This is a genomic window from Saccharothrix longispora (assembly GCF_030852425.1).
In the GTDB taxonomy this organism is placed as follows: Bacteria; Actinomycetota; Actinomycetes; order Mycobacteriales; family Pseudonocardiaceae; genus Actinosynnema; species Actinosynnema longispora.
In genome coordinates this window covers 310639-323552 of record NZ_NSDM01000004.1, presented here as the reverse complement: position 1 = coordinate 323552, position 12914 = coordinate 310639, and the positions used below count along the sequence as shown (strand labels likewise).

Annotated in this window: 10 protein-coding genes; 7 read left to right on the top strand and 3 right to left on the bottom strand. The window is 72.9% G+C overall.

What is annotated here, in order from left to right; genetic code table 11:
* Positions 1–44: 44 nt before the first annotated feature.
* The 4 genes from glpX (at position 45) to CKY47_RS12310 (ending at position 3253) form a co-directional block, all read left to right on the top strand.
* Positions 45–1094 carry a class II fructose-bisphosphatase gene (gene glpX, locus CKY47_RS12325; protein ID WP_306745861.1) on the top strand — a complete coding sequence of 350 codons (1050 nt, stop codon included), beginning with the start codon at positions 45–47 and terminating at the stop codon, positions 1092–1094.
* 145 nt (positions 1095–1239) lie between these two features.
* Positions 1240–2007 (top strand): S1 family peptidase, encoded by a 768-nt coding sequence (locus CKY47_RS12320; RefSeq protein WP_306745860.1) that lies wholly within the window; start codon positions 1240–1242, stop codon positions 2005–2007.
* Between the two features lie 139 nt (positions 2008–2146).
* On the top strand, positions 2147–2767 hold the full coding sequence (locus tag CKY47_RS12315; protein ID WP_306745859.1) for a L,D-transpeptidase: 621 nt from the start codon (positions 2147–2149) through the stop codon (positions 2765–2767).
* 54 nt (positions 2768–2821) lie between these two features.
* The gene (locus CKY47_RS12310; protein ID WP_306745858.1) at positions 2822–3253 is read left to right on the top strand and encodes a L,D-transpeptidase; all 432 of its coding nucleotides are present in this window, start codon (positions 2822–2824) and stop codon (positions 3251–3253) included.
* A 64-nt stretch (positions 3254–3317) separates the two neighbouring features.
* Here the strand turns inward: CKY47_RS12310 and CKY47_RS12305 are convergent, their stop codons facing one another.
* The gene (locus CKY47_RS12305; protein WP_306745857.1) at positions 3318–4286 is read right to left on the bottom strand and encodes an NAD(P)/FAD-dependent oxidoreductase; all 969 of its coding nucleotides are present in this window, start codon (positions 4284–4286) and stop codon (positions 3318–3320) included.
* A 65-nt stretch (positions 4287–4351) separates the two neighbouring features.
* On the opposite strand from CKY47_RS12305, the gene CKY47_RS12300 reads away from it, so the two are divergent.
* The 3 genes from CKY47_RS12300 (at position 4352) to CKY47_RS12290 (ending at position 8912) form a co-directional block, all read left to right on the top strand.
* Positions 4352–5743, top strand: a complete 1392-nt coding sequence (locus CKY47_RS12300) for a class II fumarate hydratase (protein ID WP_306745856.1) — start codon at positions 4352–4354, stop codon at positions 5741–5743.
* A 75-nt stretch (positions 5744–5818) separates the two neighbouring features.
* Positions 5819–7369: an ATP-dependent DNA ligase gene (locus CKY47_RS12295; protein WP_306745855.1), complete on the top strand. Its 1551-nt coding sequence runs from the start codon at positions 5819–5821 to the stop codon at positions 7367–7369.
* 103 nt (positions 7370–7472) lie between these two features.
* Positions 7473–8912, top strand: a complete 1440-nt coding sequence (locus tag CKY47_RS12290; protein WP_306745854.1) for a GuaB1 family IMP dehydrogenase-related protein — start codon at positions 7473–7475, stop codon at positions 8910–8912.
* Positions 8913–9015: 103 nt separating this feature from the next.
* On the opposite strand, the gene CKY47_RS12285 is transcribed toward CKY47_RS12290, so the two are convergent.
* Positions 9016–10305 carry an RNA 5'-3' helicase PhoH2 gene (locus CKY47_RS12285; protein WP_306745853.1) on the bottom strand — a complete coding sequence of 430 codons (1290 nt, stop codon included), beginning with the start codon at positions 10303–10305 and terminating at the stop codon, positions 9016–9018.
* Between the two features lie 461 nt (positions 10306–10766).
* Positions 10767–12005 (bottom strand): DUF885 domain-containing protein, encoded by a 1239-nt coding sequence (locus CKY47_RS12280; protein ID WP_306745852.1) that lies wholly within the window; start codon positions 12003–12005, stop codon positions 10767–10769.
* Between the last annotated feature and the right edge of the window lie 909 nt (positions 12006–12914).

The window sequence follows — 12914 nt, the reverse complement described above, 5'->3', positions numbered from 1 at the left end:
TACCGACCGGTAGACCAAGATCAACCCGCACGAGGGAGCGCCCCATGAGCAGCAGCCCGTCCGAGCGTCGTCGCGAAGCACCGGACCGGAACCTCGCGATGGAACTCGTCCGGGTCACCGAGGCGGCGGCGATGGCCGCCGGGCGCTGGGTGGGCCGCGGTGACAAGAACGCCGGGGACGGCGCGGCGGTGGACGCCATGCGCAAGCTGATCGGCACCGTGTCGATGCGGGGCGTCGTGGTGATCGGCGAGGGCGAGAAGGACGAGGCGCCCATGCTGTTCAACGGCGAGGAGGTCGGCAACGGCGACGGCCCCGACTGCGACGTCGCGGTGGACCCGATCGACGGCACGACGCTGATGGCGAAGGGCATGCCGAACGCGCTGGCGGTGCTGGCGGTGGCCGAGCGGGGCGCGATGTTCGACCCGTCGGCGGTGTTCTACATGGAGAAGTTGGCGACGGGGCCGGAGGCGGCGGACGTCCTCGACATCACCGCGCCGATCGCGGAGAACGTCCGGCGGGTGGCGAAGGCCAAGCACATCGACGTCTCCGACGTGACCGTGTGCATCCTGGACCGGCCGCGGCACGAGCAGGTCGTGCGGGACGTGCGGGCGGCCGGGGCGCGCATCCACTTCATCTCCGACGGCGACGTGGCGGGCGCGATCTCGGCGGCCCGGCCGAACACGGGCATCGACCTGCTGGTGGGCATCGGCGGCACGCCGGAGGGCATCATCGCGGCGGCGGCGCTGAAGTGCATGGGCGGCGCGATCCAGGCGAAGCTGTGGCCGAAGGACGACGCGGAGCGGCAGCGGGCGCTGGACGCGGGCCACGACCTGGACCAGGTGCTGACCACGGACGACCTGGTGCGCGGCGACAACGTGTTCTTCTGCGCGACCGGCGTCACCGACGGCGACCTGGTGCGCGGCGTGCACTACCGGGCGGGCGGCTGCACCACCCAGTCGATCGTGATGCGGTCGAAGTCGGGCACGGTGCGGATGATCGACGGCTTCCACCGGTTGGAGAAGCTGCGCGAGTACGCGTCGGTGGACTTCGACGTCCCCCGAGCGGGCGAGGACGCGCTCCCGCCGCTCCCCTGATCACTGCCGTGCGTGACGGTTCGTGAGCGGGATGTCAACAGTCAACCGACCGGGACCGGCCGATCGGCTGTGGTGATCACACGGTGTTCATCCCTACTTTCCCTTTCGTCCCCGAGCACCCTGCGCCGGGGACGGAGAGGAAGTGATGAAGGTTCGTACCCTGTTCACCGCGTTCGCGGTGGCGATCGGCGCGGCCCTCGCGAGCGCGGCCGGGGCGGCGGCGGCCCCGGCGGCGGACGGCGAGGTCACCCCGTTCATCGTCGGCGGCGGCAACGCCACGCAGACCTACTCGTTCATGGTGTCCCTGCAGAGCACCGCGGGTAGCCACTTCTGCGGCGGCTCGCTGATCAAGGCCAACTGGGTCGTCACGGCCAAGCACTGCGTCCAGGGCCGTTCGGCGTCCTCGATCCGGGCCCGCATCGGCACGACCAACCGCACCAGCGGCGGCACGGTCGCGTCGGGCGCCCAGATCGTGAACCACCCGAGCTACGACATCGCGCTCGTGCGCCTGGCCACTTCGGTGAGCCAGACCCCGATCGCGGTGGCGTCGTCCTCCGGCGCCACGGGCACCGCCACCCGCATCATCGGCTGGGGCCAGACCTGCGCCCCGCGCGGTGCTTGCGGCGCGCCGGTGACGCTCCAGGAGCTGAACACGTCCATCGTGGCGGACGGCAACTGCCTGGGGATCTACGGCTCGTACGAGATCTGCACGAACAACCCCGGTGGCAACTCGGGCGCCTGCTACGGCGACTCGGGTGGTCCGCAGATCAAGTCGGTCGGCGGCACGTGGCAGCTGGTCGGCGCCACCAGCCGCGCGGGCAACAACAGCTCCACCTGCGCCACCGGCCCGTCGATCTACATGGACGTGCCGGCGTTCCGCTCGTGGATCGGCCAGTACGCGGGCGCGGTGTAACCCGCTCGCACCGGAGTTCGAGGGCCGTCCCACCTCCGGGTGGGGCGGCCCTCGCCGATTCGTTATGGAGCGCGCTGCAACGGAGCACGGCGAAGGGGCGTCATCAAGGGCACCAACAGCTGCGACACGGGGGTGCGCGATGCGCGCGAAGACACTGGCGACGGCGGCGATCGCCGTCCTGGCCACGATGACGACGGCCTGCGGCGCCGGCGGACCGACGGCGGCCGAACCGCCGGCCGCCCCGGCCACGGCCTCGTCCACGGCCTCGTCCGCGCCCACCCCGCCCGTTCCACCCGCTCCCCCGGTCCCGTCCACTCCGGACAGTGCGAGGCCGTCGACCCCGGCCGTGCCGGCGGTCACCACGACGCCGGAGCCGCAGCCCGCCCCGGCCCCGCCGGTGACCGTGCCCGGCACGCCGTGCGACATCACCGACGGCGCGTGCGTGCGGCTGTCCACGAACGAGTCGTGGCTGATCAGCGGCGGGGAGGTGAGCTACGGCCCGGTGCCGACGACGTCCGGCCGCCCCGGCTACGAGACGCCCGTGGGCACGTTCTCGGTGCTGTGGCAGGTCCGCGACGACTGGAGCATCCCGTACGACGGCCCGATGCCGTTCTCCACGTACTTCGTGGCCAACGGCATCGCGTTCCACGAGGGCAGCCTCACCGAGCAGTCGCACGGCTGCATCCACCTGTCGCGCGAGGCCGCGTCGACGTACTTCGAGGCGCTCTCCGTCGGCGACCGGGTCCAGGTCACCGCCTGAGCGGTTGAGCCGTTCACGGGTCGGGTACACGAACGGGTGAGGGAGTGATTCGAGATGAAGAAGACGATCGGCACGACGGCGTTAGCCGCGGCGGCCCTGACCTTCGGCCTCGCGAGTCCCGCTTCCGCGGCGACCGGCACACCCTGTTCCGTGCGGAACGGCGCGTGCGTGCAGCTCTCCACCAACCAGGCCTGGCTGGTCTACGACGGCAGCGCCAGCTACGGCCCCGTCCGGGTGTCCCACGGGATGCCGGGCTACGAGACACCGGTGGGCACCTACCCGGTGCTGCGCAAGGTGAAGGACGACTGGAGCATCCCCTACGACGGTCCGATGCCGAACGCGGTGTACTTCACCACGAGCGGCATCGCGTTCCACCAGGGTGACACGAACACCGGGTCGCACGGCTGCGTCCGCCTGGGCCCGCAGGAGTCCCTGGTGTTCTACGACAACCTGTTCCCGGGCGAGCAGGTCCAGGTCGTCGCGTAGCGGCCCGACCCCGGTGGCGACCGCCCCCGTGACGGGGGCGGTCGCCACCGGGGTCGCCGGGTCGTCACGCGTTGCTGGAGTGGCCGGGGAACAGGTGCGCGTCCGGGTTCAGCAGCACGGCGATGTTGTTGACCGCGGTGGCGGCCTCGCCGAAGCCGGTGGCGATCAGCTTCACCTTGCCGGGGTACTGGGCGACGTCGCCGGCCGCGTAGACGCGGTCCCGCGCGGTGCGCATGGTGGTGTCCACCAGCACCGCCCGGTGGTCCAGCTCCAGGCCCCACGACTCGATCGGCCCGAGGTCGGCGGTGAAGCCGAGGGCGGCCACGACGGTGTCCGCGGGCAGGGTCTTGCGGTCGCCGCCCTTGAGGCCCAGCTCGACCTCCGCCAGGTGGGGGTCGCCGCGCAGTTCCAGCACCTGGGCGTCGGTGATGATCGGCACGCCGAGGTCTCGGACCTGCCGCACGGTCGGCGGGTGGGCGCGGAAGGTCGCCCGGCGGTGCACGACCGTGACGCTGGAGGCGATCGGGGCCAGCGCGAGCGCCCAGTCGAACGCCGAGTCACCGCCGCCGACGACCACCACGTCCTGGCCGGCGTGCGCGGCGAGGGCGGGCACGAAGTGCACCACGCCGCGGCCCAGCCAGCCGTCGCCGGCGGGCAGCGGGCGGGGCGTGAACTCGCCCATGCCCGCCGTGATGAGCACCGCGCCCGCGCTGACCGTCGCGCCGTCGGCGAGGCCCACGTGCAGGCGGTCGTCCACAGTGGACAGGGTGCGGGCCTGGCGGCCCATGAGGTGGGTGGGGCGCCACTGGTCGGCCTGCTGCACGAGCGCGGCCACCAGGTCGCGCCCGCGCACCGCCGGGAAGCCCGCCACGTCGAAGATCATCTTTTCCGGGTACATGGCGGTGATCTGCCCGCCCGCCTCCGGCAGCGCGTCCACCAGCGCCACGGACAGGTCCCGGAACCCCGCGTAGTAGGCGGCGAACAACCCCGTGGGGCCCGCACCGACGATGAGCAGGTCGACCTCAAGGTCCATGACCACGACCATAGGTGTTCCGCGCCACCGTGCCCAGGGAGGCGCGGCGGTCCAGACTCGGTGGTATGGGTGAACAGGAGTACCGCGTCGAGCACGACACGATGGGCGAGGTCCGGGTGCCGGTCGACGCGCTGTGGCGTGCGCAGACGCAGCGCGCGGTGGAGAACTTCCCGATCTCCGGACGTGGCCTGGAACGCGCGCAGATCCGCGCGCTGGGCCTGCTGAAGGCCGCCGCGGCCCGGGTCAACGAGCGGTTGGGGGTACTGGAACCCGAAGTCGCCGCCGCCGTCGCCGCGGCCGCCGACGAGGTGGCCGCCGGCGAGCACGACGCCCACTTCCCGGTCGACGTGTTCCAGACCGGGTCCGGCACGTCGTCGAACATGAACGCCAACGAGGTGATCGCCACCCTCGCCAGCCGGGCGCTCGGCCGCGACGTGCACCCGAACGACCACGTCAACGCCTCGCAGTCGTCCAACGACACGTTCCCGACGACGGTGCGGGTGGCGGCGACCGAGGCCGTGGCGACCGACGTGATCCCGGCGCTGGAGCACCTGGCGTCGGTGCTGGAGGCGCGGGCGGCGGACTGGACGTCGCTGGTCAAGTCCGGTCGCACGCACCTGATGGACGCGGTGCCCGTGACCCTCGGCCAGGAGGTCGGCGCGTGGGCGACGCAGGTCCGCAACGGCGTCGAGCGCTTGACGTCGTCGCTCCCCCGCCTGGCGGAGCTGCCGATCGGCGGCACGGCCGTGGGCAGCGGCCTGAACGCGCCCGCGGGGTTCGGCGCGGCCGTGTCGGCGGAGCTGGCGGCGGCGACCGGCCTGCCGCTGACCGAGGCGCGCGACCACTTCGAGGCGCAGGCCACGCAGGACGGCGTGGTGGAGGTCTCCGGTCAGCTCCGCGCGACCGCCGTGAGCCTGTTCAAGATCGCCAACGACCTGCGCTGGCTGGGGTCCGGTCCGCGCGCCGGCCTCGGCGAGCTGGCGCTTCCCGACCTCCAGCCGGGGTCGTCGATCATGCCGGGCAAGGTCAACCCGGTGATCCCGGAGGCGACCATGATGGTGGTCGCCCAGGTCATCGGCAACGACGCGACCGTGGCGTTCGCCGGGTCGCAGGGCAACTTCCAGCTCAACGTCATGCTGCCGGTGATCGCGCGCAACGTCCTGGAGTCGGCCCGCCTGCTGGCCGCCGTGGCCCGCCTGCTGGCCGACAAGGTCCTGGTGGGCGCCGAACCCCAGGTCGAGCGGATGCGCGAGTACGCCGAGTCGTCGCCGTCGATCGTCACCCCGCTCAACCGCTACCTCGGGTACGAGGAGGCGGCGTCCATCGCGAAGCAGTCGCTGCGCGAGCGCAAGACCATCCGCGAGGTGGTCCTGGAACGCGGCCACGTCCCCGCCAAGCTGACCGAGTCCCAACTGGACGAGGCCCTGGACGTCCTCCGCATGGCCACCCCCCACTGACCCGAGAGTCCGACCCCCGGGTCGGACTCCCGCGGTTGATCGGTGGGAGGTCGGGGGACGGGGGACCATGTGGGGGTGTTGTTCAGCGAAGTCGTCGAGACGTCCGCCTCGGTCGGGGCCACGCGGTCGCGGTTGGCCAAGGTGGAGGCGCTGGCCGGGGTGCTGCGCCGGATGACCACACCCGCCGTCGTGTCGTTCCTGGTCGGGGTGCCGAGCCAGGGGCGCATCGGCGCGGGGTGGCGCACGGTGCTCGACCTGGACGTGCCGCCGGCCGCCCGGCCGGGGCTGGGCGTGTCCGATGTGGACGACGCTCTCGGGGCCTACGCGGCCATCGGCGGGAAGGGCGCGGCGGCGCGGCGGGTCGAGGCCCTGCGCGCGCTGTTCTCCCGCGCCACGGCCGCCGAGCAGGACTTCCTCAAGCGCCTGCTCACCGGCGAGCTGCGGCAGGGCGCTCTGGAGGGCGTGATGCTGGACGCCGTCGCCAAGGCCGCCGGCGTGCCGGGCGAGCTGGTGCGGCGGGCGTTCATGCTGTCCGGCCGGCTGCCGGAGACGGCGGTGGCCGCGATGACCGGCGAGGCGGCGCTGGCCGCGTTCCGGCTGGAGGTGGGCCGCCCGGTCCGCCCGATGCTCGCCTCCCCCGCCGAGTCGCTGCGCGACGCGCTGGCCGAGCTGGGCGACTGCGTGGTCGAGCACAAGCTCGACGGCGCGCGCGTCCAGGTCCACCGCGACGGCGACGACGTGCGGATCTTCACCCGCACCCTGCGCGAGATCACGAGGACCGTCCCCGAGCTGGTCGAGCTGGTGCGCGGCCTGCCGTGCACGTCGGTCGTGCTGGACGGCGAGACGCTGGCCCTGACCGACGACGGCAAGCCGCGCCCGTTCCAGGAGACGATGAGCCGCTTCGGCGCCCTGCTCGACGCCGCCTCCGCGGGGAGGGGCACGTCGGCGGCGAAAGCCCGGGAGCTGCTGCTCAGCCCGTTCTTCTTCGACTGCCTGCACCTCGACGGCGTCGACCTGCTGGACGAGCCGCTGCGCGACCGGCTGGCGGCGCTGCGCCGGGTGGCGGGCGACCACGTCGTCCCGGGAGCGGTGGGACCGGACGAGGCGACGGCCGCCGGGGTGCAGGCACAGGCCCTGGCCGCCGGGAACGAGGGCGTGGTGGTCAAGTCCCTCGACTCGGTGTACGCGGCGGGCCGGCGCGGCCGGGCGTGGCAGAAGGTCAAGCCGGTGCACACGCTCGACCTGGTGGTGATCGGCGTCGAGTGGGGCAGCGGCCGGCGCGAGGGGCTGCTGTCGAACCTGCACCTGGGCGCGCGCGACCCCGGCGGCGGCCCGCCGGTCATGGTCGGCAAGACGTTCAAGGGCCTCACGGACGAGCTGCTCAGGTGGCAGACCCGCGAACTCCTCGACCGCGCCACCGACCGGGGCGGGTGGGGCGTCGCGGTCCGGCCCGACCTGGTCGTCGAGATCGAACTGGACGGCGTCCAGGTCAGCCCTCGCTACCCGGGCGGCGTGGCGCTGCGGTTCGCCCGCGTCCTGCGCTACCGCCCGGACAAGGACGCGGGCGAGGCCGACACGATCGACTCCGTGCGTGCGCTGCTGCCCGGCGCACCGGGCCCGCTGTAGTGCGGACTTGGCGGAAAGCACAGGACGGGACCCCGTACCGGGGTCCGGGTTCGTGCTCGCCACCAGGGCGGTTCCGCCGCCGGAGAAGTATCGTCGGAGTCTTGTGCGATTCATCGAAGGGCATCGGCCCAGCTACGACCTGACCTACGACGACGTCTTCCTCGTGCCCGGCCGGTCGGCCGTGGACTCGCGGTTCGGCGTCGACCTGTCGACCCCGGACGGCACGGGGGCGACGATCCCGATCGTGGTCGCGAACATGACCGCGGTGGCGGGACGGCGGATGGCGGAGACGGTCGCCCGGCGCGGCGGTCTGGTCGTGCTGCCCCAGGACGTGGAACCGCAGGCGGTCGGGGAGATCGTCGGGTGGGTCAAGGAGCGGCACGCGGTGTGGGACACGCCGCTCACGCTCGGCCCGGACGACTCGGTCGCCGACGCGGTGAACCTGCTGCACAAGCGCGCCCACGGGGCCGTGGTGGTCGTCGACGGCGACGGGCGGCCGGTGGGCGTCGTGGACGAGGCGGGCTGCGCCGGGGTCGACCGGTTCACCCGGCTGCGGGACGTGGCCGACGAACCGCTCGTCACCCTGCCGCTGGACACCGCGCCGCGCGAGGTGTTCGACCGGCTCGGCGGCGGCACGCAGCGGGTCGCCCTGGGCGTGGACGGCGAGGGCCGGCTCGCGGGTGTCATGACCGGGCTGGGCGCGCTGCGCGCCGAGGTGTACGCGCCGGCGCTGGACGCGGGCGGCCGGCTGCGGGTGGCGGCCGCGATCGGCGTCAACGGCGACGTGACGGCGAAGGCCGAGCAGCTGCTGGCGGCGGGCGTGGACGTGCTGGTGGTGGACACCGCGCACGGCCACCAGGAGAAGATGCTCGCCGCGCTGAAGGCGGTCCGCGAGGCCCGGCCGGCCGTGCCGGTGGTGGCGGGCAACGTGGTGACCGCCGAGGGCGTGCGCGACCTGGTCGAGGCGGGCGCGGACATCGTGAAGGTCGGTGTCGGGCCGGGCGCGATGTGCACGACGCGGATGATGACCGGGGTGGGCCGGCCGCAGTTCTCGGCGGTCGCGGAGTGCGCGGCCGAGGCGCGGCGGCTCGGCAGGCACGTGTGGGCCGACGGCGGCGTGCGGCACCCCCGGGACGTAGCCCTCGCCCTGGCGGCGGGCGCGGCGAGCGTCATGGTCGGGTCGTGGTTCGCGGGCACCTACGAGTCGCCCGGCGACCTCCAGCGCGACGAGCAGGGCCGGCTGTACAAGGAGTCGTTCGGCATGGCGTCGAAGCGGGCGGTGAGCGCGCGGACCCGCGCGGACGGCGCGTTCGACCGGGCCAAGAAGGGCCTGTTCGAGGAGGGCATCTCGACGTCGAGGATGCGGCTCGACCCGGTCCGCCCCGGCGTGGAGGACCTGCTGGACTCGATCACGGCGGGTGTCCGCTCGGCCTGCACGTACGCGGGCGCGCAGACCGTGGAGGAGTTCCACGAGCGGGCCGTGCTGGGCGTCCAGAGCGCGGCGGGCTTCGCCGAGGGACGGCCCCTGCCCGCCGGCTGGTGACTCCTCCCGGACCCGAAGGGGCTCCCGCCCGCGCCCGCCGACTCCGGGCGGACGGGGTGCCGGAGCGGGAGGGGCCTCCCCGGCGGGAGGCCCCTCCCGCGGGTCAGGAGGCGTAGTCCTCCAGCATCTCGGTCACCAGCGCCGCGATCGGCGAGCGCTCCGACCGGGTCAGCGTGACGTGCGCGAACAGCGGGTGCCCCTTCAGCTTCTCGATCACCGCCGCCACGCCGTCGTGCCGCCCGACGCGCAGGTTGTCGCGCTGCGCGACGTCGTGGGTGAGCACGACCCGGGAGTTGGAGCCCAGCCGCGACAGCACGGTGAGCAGCACGTTGCGCTCCAGCGACTGCGCCTCGTCGACGATCACGAACGAGTCGTGCAGCGACCGGCCCCGGATGTGGGTCAGCGGCAGCACCTCCAGCATGCCGCGGTCCATGATCTCCTCGACCACGTCCTGGCTGACCAGCGCGCCGAGGGTGTCGAACACCGCCTGCGCCCACGGCTGCATCTTCTCGCTCTCGGAACCGGGCAGGTAGCCCAGCTCCTGGCCGCCCACCGCGTACAGCGGGCGGAACACCACGACCTTGCGGTGCTGGCGGCGCTCCATGACCGCCTCCAGGCCCGCGCACAGCGCGAGCGCCGACTTGCCGGTGCCGGCCCGTCCGCCCAGCGAGACGATGCCGACCTCGGTGTCGAGCAGCAGGTCCAGCGCCACGCGCTGCTCCGCGGACCGGCCGTGCAGGCCGAACGCCTCGCGGTCGCCGCGCACCAGCCTGACCTGCTTGTCCGCCGTGACCCGGCCCAGCGCGGACGACGTGCCGGCGAGCATCCGCAGGCCGCTGTGGCACGGCAGCTCGGCCACCCGGGCGAGGTCGTGCAGCGCCGGGTCGATCACGCCCTCCCGGTAGAGGGCGTCCACCACGGACTGGTCGACGTCCACGTCGGACATCCCCGAGTAGCCCGACAGCGTGACGTCGTGCGCCCGGTACTCCTCCGCGGCGAGGCCGACTGCACCGGCCTTGACGCGCAGGGGCATGTCCTTGGTGACCAGCGTGACGTTGTCGCCGTCGGCCGCGAGGTTGAGGGCGCAGGCCAGTATGCGCGCGTCGTTGGAGTCCGTGCGGAAGCCCGCGGGCAGCACCTCCGGGTCGGAGTGGTTGAGCTCGACGCGCAGGGTGCCGCCGTGCTCGCCGATCGGCACCGGGTTGTCCAGGCGGCCGTGCTGGAGCCGCAGGTCGTCGAGCAGGCGCAGCGCTTCCCGGGCGAACCAGCCGAGCTCGGGGTGGTGCCGCTTGCCCTCCAGCTCGCTGATCACCACGAGCGGCAGCACGACCTCGTGCTCCGCGAACCGCGTGGTGGCCAGGGGGTCGGAGAGCAGCACGGACGTGTCCACCACGTACGTGTTGGTCGTGGGCGCGCCACGGCGCCGAGAAGTGCTGCGCGATGAGCCTGAGGAACGGCTCGCGGGTCGTCGTGCGTTCACGGCAACTCCCTCACGAACGCGGCACCCGCGTCCGCTCCTCGCTGGGCCAGGCACCACCCCGATCGACCGGCGCGCCGTCACGCTCTGGCGCACCGACCACGAGGGCCGGGTGCCGGCCCCCTCGCGCTCACCGCCACGATCAGGGCCTCCCTGCGCGGTCCGCAGTGGACGCGTCCCGCCAACCCGGAAGTTACCTCCGCAGGTCCCCCTTATGCAGGCAGCCACACAGGTGATTCGCCGATTCGTCACCTGGTCGCAAAGCGGGGGCAAGATGGCCACAACGGGTGCTTGCGCGCGCACGGAAACGGTCACCTCGGCGCAACACGCCCTCGTCCACGCAGTTCAGGGGCCTTTCGACCATCCCGGGGAGGCGGTCACGCAGGGTCGCGGGGCAGCCAGGGGACGCCGTCGTCGATCTCCTCCCGGAGGGTGCTCGGCACGAGCGGTTCGTCGAGGAGCCTCGAATACCGGTCACCGAGGGTGTCCGCCGGGGGCCGCAGGTCGAGCCACGCCCGGATCAGGCGCACGCCCTCGACGTACGTGGTGGTGTACGCCCGCCACAGCGGGTCGGCGAGGAACCGCAGCATGTGCCGGGCGCGCCGCTCGGGGACCAGCAGCCAGCGGCACAGGAAGTCGACCACGTCGTCGGGGTGGGCGCGCCGGTCGTGCAGCATCAGCACGGCGTCCTGGCGCACGGTGAGCAGCCCGGACAGCGCGTTCTCCACGCGCTCGGTCAGCTCGCCGTCCATCCGCAGGCCCAGGTCGCCGACGATCGCCTCGGTCCAGCGGCCCCAGCCCGCGCCGACCGCGGCGTGCAGGCCCAGCTCGGCCATGCCCTCGGACATCAGGCACTGCGGCGTGTTGATCAGGAAGATCGACTGCTCGGCGTGGCCGCGCTTGCCGACGAGGCCGACCTCCTTGCGGCAGTGCTCGGTGTGGTGACCGGGGTAGGACTCGTGCGCCACGAGGTGCGGCAGGTTGGACGTGCGGTGGCCGAGGTCGGCGTTGATCGCCACCCGCGAGCGGAAGTCGCCCAGGTAGTAGTTGAACCCGCTCCACGGCTTGTCGGTGACGACCTCGTACTCGACCACCTCTTCCGGCGGCAGCTCGTGGTCCCGGCGGACCAGGTCGCGCAGGGCGTTGGACAGGGCCCGCACGGTCGGTCCGAGCTTGCGCGGCGGCACCTCGTCCAGCACGCGGTGGTCGGCCAGCCGCGCGGCCAGCGATCCGGCCCCCGGCAGCAGCTCGTCCAGCTCGGCGTGCGCCCGCCGGTAGGTGTCCGGGTGGCCGGGCGCGACGTCGACCTGGAAGTACGCCCGCACCTCCTCCACGAACGGCACGCGCGCGCCCGCCAGCCTGCGGGCGCTGGTCGCGGCGGCGACCAGCTGGGCGTCCAGGAAGCGCTTGCGCACGGGGTCGAGGTCGGTGCCGGGCAGCTCGCGGCGCAGCAGGGCGGCCCGCTCGGCCAGGGTCGCCGGGTGCGGGCGCGGCTCGTCGTCGACCCGGCGCCGCAGCGCCCGGTCGCCGGTGAAGGAGTCCACCAGGCCGGGTGCCAGCTTCCCGAGCCTCAACCCGAGCAGCAGGTACTCCCGCACGATCCCGTCACCGTCCACGGGCAGGAGACGATACGAGAAGAGCGCGTGATCTACCACAGAGCCGCAAGCCGTCGCGAGCCACACCGATGAAAACACCCGCCAGGTGGGAGTTCATCCACACCCAACCACACGATGGTGTTAGAGGTATTCGATCGTGGACCGACGTTCGGTAGTTTGCCCGCGACGATCCAGCTTGGGCGGCACCGCACCGACCGGGAACCCGCGAACAGGAGAGCAGAAGTGCCGAGGAAGGCAAGCGCTGTCGGCGCGGTCCCGACCGGGGGCACGGCGGTCGGCCCCCCCGCCCGCTTCGGCCGGCGAACCACCGGAGCGCGGCTCCGGGTCCGGTCGGGGCAGCGAACCCGCCGCGCGAACTGAACTCGAACCGCCACCACTCCGGTGCCGGAGGAGCGGGGTGACCTCCTGGTGGACCTCGTCGATTCCGGCAACGGTCCGGAACCGTCGAACGGCTCCGGTATTCGCCACACCATTCAGGCACTGGGCCTGCGGAACGACTGAATTCTCCGCGTCGCCCACGACAACGGGACCGAGAACGACTGGGCCGAGGCGGTGCCGGCCGCCTCGTCGAGCGACGATCCCGCCCGGCGGGCCACCGTTCCGGTTCGTCACCGATCAGGTCGGTGTCCGCGCCGACACCAGACGTTTCCCACACCCGGACGCCCGCAGTTCCGCACGGCTGAAAGCACATCTGATGCCGACGCGAACCGCGCAAAACCGGCGAGCTTTTGGCACGCTCCGACACCCGAGGTCATTCGCGGCGACACACCGCACCCATCGGGGCCCAAGTCTGCGCACGTTACCACGATTCAGGACGGCCGAGGGAATGCTCGCCACCGAGCGTGTCGAAGTTTCCGACCAATCACCCACCAGGGCGTAACACGGTCGAGAAAGAAGCACTCACCAATA

Coding starts and splice junctions, on each gene's coding strand:
- CKY47_RS12300 (WP_306745856.1), top strand. CDS start 4,352: ATGGGTGAACAGGAGTACCGCGTCGAGCACGACACGATGGGCGAGGTC.
- CKY47_RS12320 (WP_306745860.1), top strand. CDS start 1,240: ATGAAGGTTCGTACCCTGTTCACCGCGTTCGCGGTGGCGATCGGCGCG.
- CKY47_RS12305 (WP_306745857.1), bottom strand. CDS start 4,286: ATGGACCTTGAGGTCGACCTGCTCATCGTCGGTGCGGGCCCCACGGGG.
- CKY47_RS12315 (WP_306745859.1), top strand. CDS start 2,147: ATGCGCGCGAAGACACTGGCGACGGCGGCGATCGCCGTCCTGGCCACG.
- CKY47_RS12310 (WP_306745858.1), top strand. CDS start 2,822: ATGAAGAAGACGATCGGCACGACGGCGTTAGCCGCGGCGGCCCTGACC.
- glpX (WP_306745861.1), top strand. CDS start 45: ATGAGCAGCAGCCCGTCCGAGCGTCGTCGCGAAGCACCGGACCGGAAC.